This is a genomic window from Helicobacter brantae, assembly GCF_003364205.1.
GTDB lineage: Bacteria > Campylobacterota > Campylobacteria > Campylobacterales > Helicobacteraceae > Helicobacter_G > Helicobacter_G brantae.
Map to the genome: position 1 here is coordinate 55,864 of NZ_NXLV01000007.1, position 17,707 is coordinate 73,570.

Consider the following 17,707-nt stretch of genomic DNA (forward strand, 5'->3'; position numbering starts at 1 on the left):
AGAATGAATATAATGGACTATATATCACATTTTAAACAAAATACAACCATAATTCTTTTGGGTGCAGGAGATTCTACTCGCTTCTCTCATCACAACCTCCCCAAAAAACAATGGCTTAGAAGTGGGCAAAAACCCCTATGGCAAATCGTATATGAACGATTCCTCTCTCTTGGATTCACTCATTTTATCCTCACTGCTTCCAAAAGAGAGCTTTCTTATATGCAAAGCTACACCCAAGAGCAAGTCGTATGCGGGGGTAACACTCGCTCCCTCTCTATCCTAAACGCCCTAGAGCAAGTCAAAACCCCTTATGTGCTAATCAATGACATTGCAAGGTGGAATATCCAACCTCAAGTCATACAAGAGCTTTTCTCCACTCTCTATCACAACCCCTCTGCCTCTTGTATCGCCCCTGCCCTAGAAGCAGTGGATACAATCTTTTGCACTCAAGGCTATTTCCCTCCTCGCTCACAGCTAAAACTTATCCAAACCCCACAACTCTCAAAAACTCAAATCCTGCAAACTGCCCTCTTGCAAGATCAAGATTTTAGCGATGAAAGCAGTGCGATTTTTTCACTCAAAGAAGAAGTGATTTACACTCAAGGCTCTCCTTTGATGAACAAGCTCACTACCCCTCAAGACTTGCAATCCCTCTCCCTTCCACTTCCCTCAAAGCAAATCTTTGTAGGCAATGGGCTAGACATTCACGCTTTTGAAGAGGGTAAAGTAATGGTGCTAGGGGGAGTAGAAATCAACTCACCTCTAGGATTCAAAGCCCATAGCGATGGAGATGTGGTGTTACATTCTGTGATTGATGCGATTTTGGGAGCGATTGGAGGAGGAGATATTGGAGAGTGGTTTCCTGATACACAAGAAGCCTACAAAAATGCTGATTCTAAGCAATTAGCCAAAGAGATAGTGGATTTTTCAAGAAGTGTGGGCTATGAAATCATCAATCTTGATATTACCATTTTGGCTCAATTCCCCAAAATCTCACCCTACAAAACCCAAATCAAACAAAGTCTCTCCTCTCTCCTCTCCCTCCCTCTCCACAAAATCAATATCAAAGCCACCACAGGAGAGAATCTAGGGTTTGTTGGCAGAAAAGAAGGAGTATGTGTGATGAGTAGTGTGAGTATGCAATTTATTGATTGGAGTAAAAGTGATGAATGTCTTAATTATCGAAAATGAAATCTATCTAGCACAAAGCATTTCTACAAGACTAGAGAGTGCAGGTTATGAGTGCCATATCGTTTCTACAATCCATGAGGCAATGCAAAGAGAGAAAGCTGATGTGATTTTGCTCTCTTCCAATGCTGGAGGCTCACTTTGTGAAATGTTTATCCGTCAAAACTCTCAAGCTATTATCATTATGATGATTGCCTATGTAAGCGAAGACACCGTAACCAAACCCCTCAAAGCAGGGGCAAAGGACTATATCCTCAAGCCCTTTATGATCGATGAATTGATGCGAAAGATAGAGCATCAAAAAGACTTTCAGATGCTAAGCAAACAGCTGATTTTTTATGAAGAGTATTTTTCATTTTTGGAGAGTGAAATCTCCCCACTAGATACAGCCAAATTCTACCCTCCCTTTGTGATAAGGAGCGATTCTCAAAGAGCAGCAGATGTGTATGCAATCAAATTTGCAAGAGACAAAAAACTCACAATGCACTTCTCTACTCTCAAATTCTATCGTTGGAAAGAGTGCTTGCAAAATGCCGATAAAGACACGATTTTATATATCACACATTCAGAAAACCTAAAAAAAAGTGAATTTAAAGAAATGTTAAGCAAAATTGCAGGAAAAAATGTTATTGTATCAACCGTAACAAATGATCCGGTAGATTTTCCTCAAGTTGTCAATTTGTCATGCAAAAATGCTAAATCAGACTTTGAGGGAAATATCCTACCGATTAAAGAGTATGAAAAGTGTATTATTCAAAAATTTGAAAATCACTATTCTGATGCAGAGTTAGCCCAAAAAATGGGAATTAGCCGAAAGAATCTATGGGAGAAAAGAAAAAGATATGGACTTGAGCGAAAAAAAGAAGCAGATACACATTGACCAAGAAGCGTTATCAATCCTAGAAATGGTAGCTGAGGGGATTTTGCTCCCAGTGGAAGGATTGATGAATCAAGAGCAAATCAAAGAAGTCAATGAAAGCGGACTTTTCAAAGGTTGCTCTTTTCCTGCTCCTCTTATCCTCAGCCCCAATGGAAAACGCAATCAAGAAGTAATGAAAGAGCTTAAGATTGGTCAAGAAGTAGATATTTGTGTGCAAAAAAACAAAGTAGGAGAGATGACTATCAGAGAGGTTTTCCCTCTCAACAAAGATGAGCGAATCAAAAAAATTATGGGGGGAGATTTAGGACATCCTGATACTGCAAGGATTTATCAAAGACTAGGGAATTATGGTGTGTATGGAGAATATAAAGTCAATACCCACAAAATCAAAGAAAACAAACAGCTCATCAAAAACAAAATCAAAGAGCTAAAAGCCAAAAAGATTTGTGGTGTAATGCTCAATGCAAACCCAATCCATATGGTGCATGAGAAAATCTTGCAAGAGAGCCTTATGAGAAATGATATGCTTATTATCTTCTTGCCCCATCATAATAATTGGCTACTCCCCTACTCTTTGCGTCTAAGAAGTGTGCAACATGTGGTGGATAATTTCTTGCCTTCTCACAAAATCCTCATTATCCCTCTTGATTACACCTATCTTCTTGCAGGGCAAAATCGTATGATTCTCAACGCCCTCATTTGCAAAAACTATGGTTGTACAGAATTTGTCGCAAGTCTTGGAAGCTCGGATTTAAGCACATTTTATGAGGGCAATCAAATCTGCACGATTATGGACAATATCCAAGGAATCAAGCTTGATATTAAGCTTTTGAGTGAATATATTTATTGTGATATTTGCAACACCATAAAAAACACAAAAATCTGTCCCCACGGCACACATCATCACATCGCTTATAATTCCAAAAACTTTTTTGAACTCCTCAAAATGGGTGTAATGCCCCCTGAAGTGTTTATGAGAAAGGAAGTTTCAGCAATGATTTTGGCTCATCTCTTCCCCAACCAACCCAAAAAGCTCAACAAACTCTACTATGATTTAATCTCACAAAATGGACTAATCCAAGAGAGTGATGAGCGATTTTATGAAAGGCTTTCTTATCTCTACCATGTCAAATAAAATGCGTATGCTTTTTCTTACTCTCTTTTATAGTGGGAAATTCCCCAAAGCTTCAGGCACAGCAGGGAGTCTGCTTGCCACTCTTTTGGCTTTGCCAATTTTAAACTTCTCAAATAACACGCTTTTTCTTCTTGCCATTTTGCTTGGAGGGATTGCAATCAAAGAGATTGATATTTATGAGAAAAATGGGGGAGAACACGATGATAAAAGTATCGTGATTGATGAGCTTGTGGGAGTATGGATTGCCCTCTCTATCGCTCCTTTCACTTGGCTCAATACCTTGCTTTGCTTTGTCTTTTTTAGAGTGTTTGACATCACCAAACCCTCATTTATCGGCAAAATTGATAGAGAAGTCAAAGGGGGTTTGGGAGTAGTCGGAGATGATGCCCTAGCAGGTGTTTGTGCTGGATTATGTGTGGGTGGGATTCATAAACTTTTGATTTTTTTGGGGGTATAAGAGGGAAACCCTCTTAGAAGATGATAGAAACAGAAGCTCCAAACTTCATATAATTGTAGTTTTTGTTTTTGTTGATATCTTCACTTGAAAGAATTGCATTATCTGTATTTCTCCAATCATTTTGAAGATTTCCAAACAACGCCTCAGCTTTGAATGCCAAAATGTTTTTGATCTTATATCCCAAAGACGCTCCATAAACCACGCCGTGATATTGCACCGTCATTTCAGCATTGCTGACACTTCCTACGTCAAATCGCTCTTGGATACTATGATAGGAGTAACCCACCAAACCTTTGAGAAAAAATCCATTGACATCAATCCCTGCACTCAAAGGCACAATCGCTCCCCAACCAAACACATCAGAAAACCCTCTATGTGTGCTTAGAGCATTGGTTTGTCCTTTGGCTGAAAGATACAAAGGAAACTCAAAATCAATCCCAAAAACTCCTCTCAATCCTCCAAGTGTCGCAATAGTAGCAATATATGAAGAATACCCCAAATCCACAGAGATAAACTCAGATCGCCCAATCTTGCTCCAAGAACCTCCCACTAAACCTTCATTAAAAATCATCCATCGATTAAGGCTTCCACTTGCCTTTGCACCATTTGTAACAGAACCTTTTTGAAGATTGCTTACCACATTTCCTGAAGGCTTAGCAGGTGCTCCATAGCAAATCCCAATCGCCATCATCGTGGCAAGAAAAAGCTTTGAAACTTTTTTCATTTTTGCTCCTTAGAGTGAAATATTTTTGCAAATTATATCTTTTGCAATAAACTTTTGAGAAACTATCGACAAAACCTCAAAAATCTTTAATACTTTTTAGGGAAAAATCACAAAACTTCTTGATCCATTACTTGCGTGTAAAATCGTTGTATGGTTTTTCCTAGCATAATATTTCATCAGATTTTTTTGCAGTGAAGACTCAATACTTGAGCCAAACCACGCATTATTGCTAATCACTACCATATATTTAGGAGCAAGTTCATAAGCCTTTGGGCTTGTCCCCTCATAGCACACCACAGCCCTAATCTTCTCTCCCCCAAACTCAAATTCTCCAAAAGCATTTCCTGAAAGTATCTTAACCCCTCCCTCTCCCAAAAACACGCTCTCTAGGTATTTTGCAATCCATTGAGGCAAAGGGATTTTTTCTCCAAAAGGAGCTAAGATGACTTTATCAATGATTTGCACTTTTTGGTTTGCAAAAACATAAATTGAGTTATACACTCCTCCCTCTCCCCTCCTCATCGAGCCTACAACCAAAGTCGCTTTTTTGCTAAGCTCTCTCAATCTCTCAAAATACGCACTCCCTTCTATCACAAAAGGAAAAGCCGTTTCAGGCAAGATAATCAAACTCTTCTCCCTCCCTATCTCCTCCCCAATTCTCCCCACCAACTCCTCTGTCATCGCTCTAGCATTCTCTCTTTGCCATTTGAAGTCTTGAGAGTAATGACTTTCTATAAGCTCCACATCAAAAGGCACACCCTCTGTCTTTGCACTTGCGATATCTAGTGCCATTGCCAAACTCAAAACTCCAAAAATCCTCCACTCTACTCTCTTTAGCAATAGGATTCCTAAGATAATAAGAGCAAACTCATACTTCTCTACCCCAAAGTAACTATATGCAAAGAAGCTATCCACCACCAACCAATCAAAACCAAAAGGGTGGATATAGCTTAGCACCAAGAGCCACACCCCACGATAAATCAAGTCCTCACTCCACAAAGACAAAGCCAAAATCACCATATAGATACACGCCACAGCCACAGCAATGAGGGGGATTAAATATGCAAAACCAAAATACTCAAAAGAAAATCCAATCCAATAAAACCACAATATCCCCACCCAAAAGCCAAAAGCCCACTTCAGCTCTTTTTTGACACTCAAAAACACCCATACACTCAACAATCCCAAAACGCTATTGATCCACAAAGGAGGATCTTTGCTATAAACTCTCTCAAAAATCCATACAACATACATCGGTGCGATAAAAATCACAGCCCAAAATAATGCTTTAAAAATCTTACTTATCCAATTCATTTCAACTTCCAAGCCATAAAGTTACTTTTTTCTGCAATATTATTGTAGAATTCCCATAAAATCAATATTTAAGCTTGACATTTTGGAGTGCAAAATCACAATGGTAGAATTAGGATATTTGGATTTTATCTTTTTAGCAATCATTATCATCACGACAATCACGGGGTTTCTCAAAGGTTTTGCAAAAGAATTTTGTGGGTTTTTAGGGATTGTTTGTGGGATATTCTTTGCCTCACGCTTTGCTTATGATAGTGGCAAATGGTTTAGCTCCAATATCATTGACTTTGGTTCAGATTCTGCTCATACCCTCATAGGCTTTATCGCAATCTTTTTGATGATTGTGATTGTGTTTTTTATCTTTGGAAAAATTTTAGACAAAATCACCACTTCTGCCCTTCCTAACTATCTCAATAAACTCCTAGGAGCTCTCTTTGGTGCATTAAAAAGCTTTTTGGCTCTTGCTTTTATCTTTCATCTTGTCTTTAGACTAGACTTTATGCAAAGTGTGCAAACCCATTGGGCATCCAACTCCAAGCTTTACCCCACAATGGAAAGTATCGCCTCAAGTATCATCAGCTCCAAACTCATCTCCAATGCCCCCAAAGATTCTCAAGAAGTCAAGCAAGAGATAAAAGAGCTTGAAGACAAAGCCATAGAAAACACTCAAGAGCTTGGAGAGAAAATCCTAGACAAAACCAAGCAAACAATCCAAGAAATCAGCAATGAAGCACCCCAAACCCCCAACACTCCCCAAACCACACCACAGGAAGGACAATAATGTTTGACAACCAATATATCCAACAAAGAATCCAAAAATCCAACTCTCTAAGAGAACTAGGCTTCAACCCCTACTCCAATGGACAAAAACGCACGATAACCAATGCTGAATTTATCCAAAAATTCTCCTCTCTATCTTCTCAAGAAGAGCAAAGAGATGAGAGTGTGAGCGAGAGTGTTGTAGGGAGAGTGAAGCTAGAGCGATGGATGGGGAAAGCAAGTTTCATCAAAGTAGAAGATGAGAGTGGAGTCTTGCAAGTATATTTCTCCAAAAACGACTTAAATGAGCATTTTGAACTTCTCAAAAAACACCTTGAAGTCGGTGATATCATCTATGCCAAAGGTTTTCCATTTCTTACAAAAACCGGTGAGCTAAGTCTGTATGCCAAAGAGCTAGAAATCATCACAAAATCTATCGTCCCACTTCCTGAGAAGTTTCATGGACTAAGCGACATTGAATTGCGTTATCGCCAACGCTACCTTGATCTCATCGTCAATTCCGATGTCAAAGAGACTTTCAAAACTCGAAGCAAAATCGTCTCTCATATCCGTAAATTCTTTGAAGCCAAAGGATTCCTAGAGGTTGAAACCCCTATGCTTCACCCAATCCCTGGGGGAGCAAACGCACGCCCTTTCATCACTCATCACAACGCCCTAGAAGTAGATCGCTATCTTAGAATCGCTCCTGAACTCTATCTCAAACGCCTCATTGTCGGAGGGTTTGAAGCAGTCTTTGAAATCAATCGAAATTTTAGAAATGAGGGAATGGATCACAGCCACAATCCTGAATTTACAATGATTGAGTTTTATTGGGCTTACAAAACCTATGAAGACTTAATCGCCCTAACTCGTGAGCTATTTGACTATCTCCTCACCTCTCTCAATCTCCCCAAGCAACTCCCTCACGGAGAAGACATCATCGACTTTGAGAAAGTGAGTATCCTAAGTTACAAAGACGCCTTGCACAAAATCGGAGGAATCCCCCAAGAGATTATCAATGATTGCAACAAACTCTACTCCTATCTCCTAAGCCAAAATGTAGAAGTGCAAGAGAGTATGAACTATGGACAGCTCCAAAGTGAAGCCTTTGATGCCTTTGTAGAAGACAAGCTTATCAATCCGACTTTTATCACTGAATATCCTGTGGAGATTAGCCCACTAGCACGACGCAATGATGAAAATCCTATGATTGCTGATCGATTTGAGCTTTTCATCGGTGGTAAAGAAATCGCCAATGGATTTAGTGAGCTCAATGATCCACTTGATCAGCTAGAGAGGTTTAGAGAGCAAGTCAAAGCCAAAGATGCAGGAGATGAGGAAGCCCAATATATGGATGAAGATTATGTATGGGCTTTGGCTCACGGAATGCCCCCCACAGCAGGACAAGGGATTGGAATCGATCGACTTGTTATGCTTCTAACCAATCACAAAATCATCAAAGATGTGATCCTCTTCCCTGCGATGAAACCTGCAAAAAATCGCTTTGAACCCATTGAGCAAAAGGAGGACGAACAATGAGTTTTTATCTACAAGAGCAAGACAGGGAGATATTTTCTCTTATAGAAAAAGAGTTTGAGCGACAAAACACACATTTGGAGCTTATCGCAAGTGAAAACTTCACTTTCCCAAGTGTAATGGAAGCAATGGGAAGTATCCTTACCAACAAATACGCCGAGGGCTATCCTTATAAGCGATATTATGGAGGGTGTGAGTTTGTTGATGGGATTGAGGCAATTGCGATTGAGAGAGTAAAAAAACTCTTTGGTTGCTCTTTTGCCAATGTCCAACCCCACTCAGGAAGCCAAGCCAATGGTGCAGTATTCAATGCACTTCTCAAACCCTATGACAAAATCTTAGGAATGGATTTGAGTCATGGAGGACATCTCACACACGGAGCAAAAGTGAATGCAAGTGGGAAAATCTATCAAAGCTTTGGCTATGGTGTAGATCTTAATGGGTGCATTGATTATGAAAAAGTGCGAGAAATGGCTCACTATATCAAACCTCAGCTTATCATCTGTGGATTTAGTGCTTATACCAAAAAACTAGATTTTGCCAAGTTTAGAGAGATTGCTGATGAAGTGGGGGCTATCCTTATGGGAGATGTCGCCCATGTGGCAGGACTTGTCGTAGCAGATGAATACCCCAATCCCTTTCCTTATTGTGATGTTGTAACCACCACCACTCACAAAACCCTAAGAGGGCCAAGAGGTGGAGTGATACTCACTGATAATGAAGAAATCGCAAGTAAGATTGATAAAGCAATCTTCCCTGGTATTCAAGGTGGGCCACTTATGCACATCATCGCAGCCAAAGCTGTGGGATTCTTAGAAAACCTCAAGCCTGAGTGGAAAACCTATGCCAAACAAATCAAGCTCAATATCAATGCAATGGCAGAAGTGCTAATGCAAAGAGGATACAAGCTTGTAGGAAATGGCACAGAAAATCATCTTATCCTTATGGACTTTTTGCAAAAAGATTTCAGTGGAAAAGATGCTGATCTTGCTCTTGGCAAAGCAGGAATCACAGTCAATAAAAACACCGTCCCTGGAGAAACTCGTAGCCCCTTTATCACAAGTGGGATAAGACTTGGCTCTCCTGCTCTTACAGCTAGAGGGATGAAAGAAGACGACTTTAGATTTGTCGCTACAAAAATCGCTGAAGTTCTTGATGAGATTCACAACCCTCAAGTTCAAGAGAGGGTTTGGGAAGAAGTCAAAGCCTTCAGCCAAAAATTCAAAATCTACAATCAACCAATCTACTAAGGAGTAAAAATGGAAAACAATCTTGATGAAGTTTTAATCAATAGTCTTGAGGAAAAACCTCAAAAGAAGTCTAGCAAGAGGATTATCCTCATTGCTGTTGCCTCTGTTGTCTTACTTGGAGTGCTTGGAGTCTCATCTCTTATGCTTGCCAAAGGAGATGCAAAGCCCAAAAACCCTGAATTCAGTGAGCTAGAAATCGAGCTTGAAAAGCTCAGCCCTACACCTATCAAAGAGGACACTCAACCCTCTCAACAAGAAGAGGATTTCGACAAATTGATTGCCGATCTCAAAAACAAACACTCACAAGGGGAGAGCAAACCTCACATCACAGAAAAGAAACAACCTGCCCCAGCCCCACAAACCCCCACAGAAACAATCACAGCAGAAAAAATCGATTTGCAACTCCAAGAGCCAACACCTCAGCAAGAGCCAAATACAAAGCCCAAAGAGAGCAAATCTCAAGACTCAAACACTCCCAAAGCTCAAGAAGAAGCTAAAGCCCCAAAAGAAGTCAAGCCCAAAATCGCAGAATCCAAAAAATCTGCCCCAGTCCCAAAACCTCAAGCAAAAGAAGATAAACAACCTCAAGCCAAAGCTTCTAGCAAGAGTGCTTCTCAACTTTTCCAATCCGTAGAAAGCTCTACACCCAAAGGATTTTATCTACAAGTCGGTGTATTTGGAGGAACACCACAAAAAAGCTTCCTTGACAAGCTCAAAAACTTCTCTTACAAAACCGACAAAATCCAGCGTAATGGAAAGACTTTGACTCGCTATCTCATCGGACCTTTCCCAAGCAGAGAAATCGCCCAAAGCAAAATCAACCAAATCACACTTGAGATCAACAAACCTGTTATCGTAGAGATTCGCTAATCTCTACGCCACTCCTCAATCATTCTCAAAATATCCACAAAATTACAAAGATATCAAATTCTCTCAAACTCCCTAGATACCGATATTTGCCCCCCCCCCCCCCACAAAAAATAAGCTTTTATTTACCCACTTTTTGTGTTTGTCATTGATTTAATTTTGCTAGAATTCAAGAATTTAAATTTTAGGATTCTTACAAAGGAGTTTATAATGAGAATACAGAATAAGAAAAATACGACTATGGGGGGGGGGGGCAATGCAAAAATCTAGCTTCAAACCCCTTATCGCAAGTTCCCTTGCTTTGGCTTTGGGCTTTAGTGTGGCAGTAGCGACAGATCCTACTTTCAGTCTTGATGGAGAAGTTGTAAATTCTAGCGTTTTTGGAATCCAATGGACAAATAATGGCAATAACTCTTTCATTCCTCAGGCTTCAGATAATACAAGTCTTGTAGGCAAAAAAATTGTGCTTGTTTTTAATAGCGATGCTACAAATGCGGGAGCAGTCAATGGGGATGCTTACGACATTAAAGCAAGTAATGAAGTTACAAACTTTACCCTCACAAGCACAACGACACTCACTGCAACCTCAATCGAACTTCGCCCCTCAAAAGTATCTAGTGTCACAGGAAAAATCACAACACTTGACCTCTCAGGAGTTACAAGTGGATATGCTCTAGTAGGGGATTTTAAAACAGGAGGTGGGAGTGGAAATACAAATATTGGTAAATTTGGAGGGGAGGGAATTAGTGGAAGTGTAACGCTTGATGGTTCAGCTTCAACAGAAATGTATTTTACAGGCAATGCAGGAAAAATTACTGGGGCACTAAGCATTACTCAAAATAGCACAAATATCATCTCTTTTGAAAGTGGTGGAAGCATTGGGAGCTTTACTGCCAGCAAGGGAAATAGCACAATCAATAAACTTACATATATCAATAGCAATAGTGGTACTAGCACTAGCAATGTTGTTACTATTAGTGGTGGAACAAATGTTTTAAATTTCCTTGACAATGGAGTTATCACGGGGAATGTCAGTCTTACAGGTGGGACAACCACCATGACAAATCTAGCTACAATAAATGGCAATATCAAAGCAAGTGGTAATGCCACCCTTTATCTCTCCAACACAGAAGTAGGAAATATTAGCTTTGACAACCAAACAGGATATAACCACACAACTTCAATCTTTGGAGTTAAATCTGCAAACTCCATAACGACTACTGGAGATTGGGGATATAAAATTACAAAAAAAATGAAGATTGTTTTTGCTGATAATGCAAGTGTTAAAGGCAAGATTTGGAGCAAAAATGAAGCAATTACTGAGCTTGTATTTTCTCAAGCTACTTCAGCCACACTTAAAGGCAGTGATGATAGTGCAATTGATATGGAAGCAAGTCAAAAAAATATAGCATATGGAAACTATTCAAAAAATGTCTTAGTCTTTGGAGCAAATACCACAGCCAAGATTGGCACTATGTCCACATCAGGAGATTGGTCAGGAAATTCCTCTATAGCAACATTCAATCTTCTAAGCTTCAACGACGATACGGCTTCTACTACAAAAGTTACTATCAATGCTATCAGTTCAGGACTTGGACGCAATATTATTGGTAAAAACCTTGCGACCTACAATTCTTCAAATTCTTCAGTTGTTTATAGCAATGCTCTTTTTGAAAATGGTGCATACAAGCAAAAAACTTTCAGCAATCCCGTTGCTGAATTTGTGAAAAGCACATATTCAGCAAATGGCGATTTCGCTCTCGGGACAGATAATACTTCAAATGCTATTAGCACAGGGCAAGGGGGTGCAAACTATATCAATATCAATGGAAGCACCACAATCAAAGGAAAAATTTTATCTTCTGTTCGAGATACACAAAATAGAATTGAAGGACACAACAATCTCATTGTCCTCACAGGAACATCTGCTACACTTGGGGAAGATGGCAATGCAATTTCTATCAAAGTAGATAATGGTGGAACAAACAATTATAGAAATTCTCTAAATACTCTTTTATTGGGAGCAACGCAAAATACTCTCAATCTTTCAGAACTTTCTGCAATAGGCTCTCTTAATGCAACAACAGGACAAAACTTCAATGCCCTAAGCATCAATAGTGGCACAACAACAGCGACAATCGCTTCAGTCAATGCAGGATTTGGGACTAATATCATTGGAAAAGATCTTATCACTCAAGGAGATAGCGATGGCAATGGCAGTGGTTACAACACTGCTCTTTTTGGTAATGCCAATACCCCTTCTATCCAAGGTGGATTTGTCGCTGAATTTGTGAAATCCACTTATTCAGTAAATGGAAATTTTATCTTTGGAGACAATAGTGGTATTTCAATCACTGACGCCATCAGCACAGGAGAAAAGGGATTAAACTATATCAATATTAATGGGACTACTACAATCAAAGGCAATATCTCAATATCAGTAAGTAATCCTCTTGGTCCCACAAGTGGGCATAATAACCTCCTTGTCCTTACAGGGACATCTACTACACTTGGAGAAAGTGGCAAGGAAATTTCTATCAAGGTAGATAATACCAGTTCAAATTATGGCACTAACTCCAACAATACTCTTTTGCTAGGAGCAGATTCCAATACTCTCAATCTCTCAGCTCTTTCAGCGAATGGGACAACTTTTTCTAATGCGACTCAAAACTTCAATGCCCTAAGCTTCAATTCTACTTCAGGAAATGGGACAAAAACTCTAGGTGCGGTAAGTGCAAGCTATGGAAGCAACATTATTGGAGCAAATCTTATCACGCAAAATGGTGGCTATAATGCTAGTATCATTGATAGTGCAACTATCAAAAGAAATAATATCGCCTCCACCTTTATGTCTGATGCTCATACAGCCAAAGGGACTTACAACATCACTTCACTTACTATAGAAAACATCGTAATGGGAGGAAACTATATCAATGTAGAAAATCTTACTATCACAGATGGTGTCAAAGCAGATTCGACTAATACAGAGACTGGTAACGATCGTTTTGTAGAAAACTATATTTATACTGGCAATAGTGGTGTGATTGAGGGAGGAGTATCTGTAAGCAGAAGTGGAACAGTAGATACAAAAAATGTCATTACTTTTGCAGGAAGTGGAACAAACTCCATTAGCGGAGAGATTAGTGCAACAGGTGGAAGCAATAACATCTCTCTTGCCAATAACCTTACTACTACAGACAATATTACTAAATCAGGCAATGGAGCAAACTATTTCACTTTTATAGGCAATGGAACTCTCACTCTACAAGGAGAAACAAACCAAATCTCCACCCTCACAGCCTATGCTCCTAGCACTAGAAGCACATCGACTTCAACTCTAGTCATTGATGGGACAACTCAAGCCAATAACACAACCATCGATAGTGTTATAAATGGTGGAAATCTAGTAGTAAATTTCAATGGAAAAGGAGAGACTAAAGGTGCTACCCTAAAAATCTCTTCTCTCACTGGAAACACTCTCAAGTCAATCACTCTAGGAGAGGATTCTACAAACAACACCCTAGATCTCACAGCCCTTGGCAACACGACAATCTCTGAAGCCATCAGTGTAGGAGAGAGACAAGAGCTAAATATCAACCTTACAAACACAGCTCTTACTACAAATGGCTGGAGCAATGCAGGAACTTCGGTTATCAATGTAAATGGAAGTGCCACAGCAAACTCAACTCTCAAAGGTGGTAATGTAGAGCTTACAAGTCTAAACCTCAATGCCACTACAAGCACATCAATGACTTTGCAAAATGCAAATACCACTATTAACACATTGACTTCAGGAACAGCAACAAATGGTAACACCCTTGCTCTTAACTCTTCTTTGGGTAATGCTGTCAATGCAACGATTGAAAGTCAAGTCGATGGAGGCAACCTCACTTTAGTCTTCAATGGTGGAGAGGATAGAAGCACTTCACTTACCTTAAATAGTGGAGATAATACTTTCAAAGCCCTTTCTCTAGGAAGCAATCAATCCACTCACAACACTCTAAACCTCAATAGTGGAAAAACTACGATTGAAGGCAATATCTCTGTGGGAAATAGTGCAACTCAAGCCCTAGCTTTCACACTCAAAAACAGCACAGAACTATCACTTACAAATGGACTTACTACAGGAAGCAATGGCTTTACAACTCTTAGAGTAGAAGATGCTACAAATGGTGCGACTTTAAGTGGAAATGGAACAATTACACTCACAAACCTTGATATGGTTTCAAACTCTAATTCCTCTCTCACTTTCAAAAACACCACGACAACTATTGACACTCTCACTTCCAATGCCACAGACACTCAAATCAACACTTTGATTATGGGAGATGGCTCTAGCAATGTTACACTCAATGACACTGCAAAGGGAACAAAGTTTAATCTCACATATAATGATGGGACTACAAATGGAGCTAAAACTTTCACTCTCACGGGTGGAGAGAATACTATCAAGCAAGTTTTAGTTGATAGCAATGACACTGGGACAAACAACACCCTAGCAGTTAGTGGTGGAAGCACAACCATTGATACTATCAATGCTTCAGGCAGAAACCTCACACTTGCCCTAAGCTCTGATGCTTCTAGCCCAAGTGATACGCTTGTAACAATCAACAATGCAATCAGTGGAACAAATGTAAGCTTCAGTGGTGGAGTAAATCCTGCAGATCAAGTCCATTTCTCTACTCTCTTGCTCAAAGGGGCTAGTAATACAATCAGCTCTGTAACAACAAATGCAACCAATGCAAAGATTGTAATGAAAGACACAGCACAAGCTGAAATCACAACACTAAGTTTTGATTCTTCTAATGGTGGTTCTCTGCTCTTTGGATTTGAGGGGACAGGAAATTCTACAATCACTCTTGGTGATGGAAGTAGTGCTATTACAATTGGCGATAAACAAACTCTAGGAATCTCAATCGGTGGAAGTGGGACAAGAGAAATCAAAGTGGTAGGAAAAGATAGTAGTAATATCACCTTTAATTCTGGCTCAACTCTAGTCGTGGATTTCCAAGAGACAAAAGCAGGAGATAACATCACAGCTACTCTAGGCAATGGCAGTGGTTTTACAATCGAAGATGGAAGTAATAGCATCATCAATCTTCGTGGTGGAGCTGGGACTTCTAGCCTTTCAGGGGGAGTAACACTTGATGGTGGAAACAATACCGTTAATTTCATCGGTAATGCCAAACTCTCAAATATCAACCTTAAGAGTGGAACAAACACAATCAATGTCTATGAAGGAATTACAGGGATTGTAGATGTAGCTACAACAGATGAAAACAATAGGGTTAGCAATGTAACCAACATCATCAATCTCAAAGACAACTCTACTCTTCAACTTGTTGATGGAGACACTCAAAACGCTTCACTCACTTCATCTGCTGACGATAAAACAAACACTCTCAACTTCTTAGGCGATAATGCCACACTTCAAGGAGGATTTGGAGCTAACGATGGTGGAACAGCTACAATCAATGTTGGAGATACAAACAATGCAAACACATCTGTTAATGGAGCTATTACAGGCAATGTAAGCAATGCAGGAGTAACTTTCCAAACAAACAATTCTACCCTTACCCTACAAGGGGCAAACAACACTTTCACTACGGCGACAAGCAATGTAGAAAATGCAAAAATTTTGATGAAAGATACAGCAGGAGCAGAGATTACATCTATCAATCTCAACACAAGCGGATCACTCATCTTTGGATTTGAGGGAACAGGAGATTCTACTATTACTCTAGGAAATGGCACTGATGCCATCAATATAGCAAGTGGGCAAACTCTAGGAATCTCAATTGGTGGAAGTGGGACAAGAAATCTACAAGTGATAGGCAAAAATGGAGCTGGAGAAAGCAAGAGCAATATTACTTTTGCAGATGGTTCAACCCTGCTTATTGATTTCCAAAGGACACAAAAGGGGGATAATATCACAGCCACTCTAGGAAGTGGGGGACAATCTTTTACTATCTCAGGGACAAGTAAAAGTATCATCAATTTGCGTGGTGGAGAAGGGACTTCACAACTCAATGGAAGCATCACACTTAATGGAGGAACAAACACAATCAATTTCCTTGATACTGCCACAATGGGAGATGTCATCACACTCACAAGTGGGACAAACATCATCAATGTCAGTGGTGCAGATAGTGTAGCTCAAGCAATCACAGGGACAATGGCTATAAGCAGAGTGGGAGGAGTCAATAACACTATTAACCTTGGCGATTACTCTACTCTTAAACTCACAGATGGAAGCGAAGGAGTGGGAGAACTCAAAACCACAGCTACAAACACCCTCAACTTCTTAGGAGATGGTGCTACACTTCAAGGAGGATTTGGAGCAGGGACTAGTGAAGATCCAGCACAAACAGGAACAGCGACAATCAATGTCGGAGATTCTAATCACTCCACACAAGTTGTCAATGGAGTAATTACAGGCAATGTAACAAGTGCAGATGTTACATTCAAAGCCAATAACTCCACTCTCACCCTCCAAGGAGCGACAAACACACTCAATGCTCTTAGCTCCACAGATAGCACTATCACAGGGACAATTATCCTTGATGCTCAGACAAGTGCAGGTGTAAATGCAACAATCACTTCAGCAGTTGCTAACAATAGCTCAGTAGGACTAAAATTTGGTGCTGGAGGAAATGCAAAAACCTTTACTTTCTCAGCTAGTGGTAATCATCTCTCAGGTGTAGAGTTTGATGAGAGCGGTTCAACAAACAACACACTTTCTTTCACAAGCACAGGAAACAGTATTACCTCGCCATTTGAAATTGCAAACAATCAAGAGTTAATCATTGATTTGCAAAATAGTTCAGATTTGAGTATTGCAGGATTGAGCAGTTCAGGAGGGGAAGCCAATCTCCAATCCACAGGGACAGCTACTCTCAAAGGTGGAGAGGTAAGTGTCAATACCCTCTCATTGCTAGATTCCACCTCTAATGCCCTTACTTTGCAAAACTCTAGCACAGCTATCCAATTCCTTAATGCTAGTGGAAGCACAAGCAATACTCTCAAGCTAGATGCTTCAAGTCAAGATGTCTATGCAGAAATAGGAGCAATCACTCAAGGCAACCTTACAGCCTCATTCAATGGTGGCACACATCAAGCAACCCTAAAGATTGTAGGCAGTGGCAATACTCTTAGTGATTTGACTTTGGGAACTAGTTCAACCAACAACACCCTCTCTCTTGCAAATGGAGCAACTACAATCAGCAGTGCAAGTGGGGTAAGCGTAAGCTCAAATCAAGGAATCACTTTTGATTTGGCTGATAGCACAGAGCTAAATCTCCAAGCACTTAGCAATGCAGGAGCGATGAGTGCAACTCTGGCAAATGGCTCAAGCCTAAATATCACAGGAGCATTCAGCAACACAGCTGGAACTTCAAATATCACTCTAGCAGATAACTCATCTCTAAACACAACAGGGATTGTAAACTCTGGAGGAAGCACAACACTTATCCTCAATGGGACTTCAAGTATCACTGGAGATATCACTTCAAGTGATAGTGCAACCACAGCAATTACTCTAGGAGAGAGTGCAGTAGGGAAAATCACAGGAGATATTGCTTTCAATGGCACTTCAACTGCG

Annotated in this window: 11 protein-coding genes; 9 read left to right on the plus strand and 2 right to left on the minus strand. The window is 40.0% G+C overall.

Features of this window, described 5'->3' with window-relative positions; genetic code table 11:
* The first annotated feature begins 12 nt into the window (after positions 1–12).
* From CQA58_RS04950 to CQA58_RS04965, 4 genes are read left to right on the plus strand one after another with little or no spacing between them, the layout of a single operon-like run.
* Positions 13–1,191 carry a bifunctional 2-C-methyl-D-erythritol 4-phosphate cytidylyltransferase/2-C-methyl-D-erythritol 2,4-cyclodiphosphate synthase gene (locus CQA58_RS04950; RefSeq protein ID WP_115569618.1) on the plus strand — a complete coding sequence of 393 codons (1,179 nt, stop codon included), beginning with the start codon at positions 13–15 and terminating at the stop codon, positions 1,189–1,191.
* A complete protein-coding gene (locus CQA58_RS04955) occupies positions 1,166–2,068 on the plus strand; it encodes a response regulator (protein WP_115569628.1) in 903 nt (300 codons plus the stop codon). The genes CQA58_RS04950 and CQA58_RS04955 overlap by 26 nt, the downstream gene beginning before the upstream one ends.
* Positions 2,031–3,203, plus strand: a complete 1,173-nt coding sequence (locus tag CQA58_RS04960) for a sulfate adenylyltransferase (RefSeq protein WP_115569619.1) — start codon at positions 2,031–2,033, stop codon at positions 3,201–3,203. Before CQA58_RS04955 ends, CQA58_RS04960 begins: the two co-directional genes overlap by 38 nt.
* Entirely contained in the window at positions 3,169–3,660 is a 492-nt protein-coding gene (locus CQA58_RS04965) for a phosphatidylglycerophosphatase A family protein (RefSeq protein ID WP_245942769.1), read from the plus strand. Before CQA58_RS04960 ends, CQA58_RS04965 begins: the two co-directional genes overlap by 35 nt.
* Positions 3,661–3,673: 13 nt before the next feature.
* Here the strand turns inward: CQA58_RS04965 and CQA58_RS04970 are convergent, their stop codons facing one another.
* Positions 3,674–4,384, minus strand: a complete 711-nt coding sequence (locus CQA58_RS04970; RefSeq protein ID WP_115569621.1) for a hypothetical protein — start codon at positions 4,382–4,384, stop codon at positions 3,674–3,676.
* 96 nt (positions 4,385–4,480) lie between these two features.
* On the minus strand, positions 4,481–5,698 hold the full coding sequence (locus CQA58_RS04975; RefSeq protein WP_115569622.1) for an apolipoprotein N-acyltransferase: 1,218 nt from the start codon (positions 5,696–5,698) through the stop codon (positions 4,481–4,483).
* Between the two features lie 100 nt (positions 5,699–5,798).
* On the opposite strand from CQA58_RS04975, the gene CQA58_RS04980 reads away from it, so the two are divergent.
* The 5 genes from CQA58_RS04980 to CQA58_RS05000 form a co-directional block, all read left to right on the plus strand.
* A complete protein-coding gene (locus CQA58_RS04980; protein ID WP_115569623.1) occupies positions 5,799–6,476 on the plus strand; it encodes a CvpA family protein in 678 nt (225 codons plus the stop codon).
* Positions 6,476–7,993 (plus strand): lysine--tRNA ligase, encoded by a 1,518-nt coding sequence (gene lysS / locus CQA58_RS04985; RefSeq protein ID WP_115569624.1) that lies wholly within the window; start codon positions 6,476–6,478, stop codon positions 7,991–7,993. Before CQA58_RS04980 ends, lysS begins: the two co-directional genes overlap by 1 nt.
* A complete protein-coding gene (locus tag CQA58_RS04990; RefSeq protein WP_115569625.1) occupies positions 7,990–9,240 on the plus strand; it encodes a serine hydroxymethyltransferase in 1,251 nt (416 codons plus the stop codon). Before lysS ends, CQA58_RS04990 begins: the two co-directional genes overlap by 4 nt.
* Before the next feature lie 9 nt (positions 9,241–9,249).
* Entirely contained in the window at positions 9,250–10,110 is an 861-nt protein-coding gene (locus CQA58_RS04995) for an SPOR domain-containing protein (protein WP_115569626.1), read from the plus strand.
* Positions 10,111–10,363: 253 nt separating this feature from the next.
* The coding region (locus tag CQA58_RS05000; protein ID WP_147288607.1) for an S-layer family protein at positions 10,364–17,707 on the plus strand (7,344 nt) is incomplete at its 3' end.

Excerpts from the sequence above, each read along its gene's own strand:
- CQA58_RS04950 (WP_115569618.1), top strand. The coding sequence starts at position 13 with ATGGACTATATATCACATTTTAAACAAAATACAACCATAATTCTTTTG.
- CQA58_RS04955 (WP_115569628.1), top strand. The coding sequence starts at position 1,166 with ATGAATGTCTTAATTATCGAAAATGAAATCTATCTAGCACAAAGCATT.
- CQA58_RS04960 (WP_115569619.1), top strand. The coding sequence starts at position 2,031 with ATGGACTTGAGCGAAAAAAAGAAGCAGATACACATTGACCAAGAAGCG.
- CQA58_RS04965 (WP_245942769.1), top strand. The coding sequence starts at position 3,169 with ATGAAAGGCTTTCTTATCTCTACCATGTCAAATAAAATGCGTATGCTT.
- CQA58_RS04970 (WP_115569621.1), bottom strand. The coding sequence starts at position 4,384 with ATGAAAAAAGTTTCAAAGCTTTTTCTTGCCACGATGATGGCGATTGGG.
- CQA58_RS04975 (WP_115569622.1), bottom strand. The coding sequence starts at position 5,698 with ATGAATTGGATAAGTAAGATTTTTAAAGCATTATTTTGGGCTGTGATT.
- CQA58_RS04980 (WP_115569623.1), top strand. The coding sequence starts at position 5,799 with ATGGTAGAATTAGGATATTTGGATTTTATCTTTTTAGCAATCATTATC.
- lysS (WP_115569624.1), top strand. The coding sequence starts at position 6,476 with ATGTTTGACAACCAATATATCCAACAAAGAATCCAAAAATCCAACTCT.
- CQA58_RS04990 (WP_115569625.1), top strand. The coding sequence starts at position 7,990 with ATGAGTTTTTATCTACAAGAGCAAGACAGGGAGATATTTTCTCTTATA.
- CQA58_RS04995 (WP_115569626.1), top strand. The coding sequence starts at position 9,250 with ATGGAAAACAATCTTGATGAAGTTTTAATCAATAGTCTTGAGGAAAAA.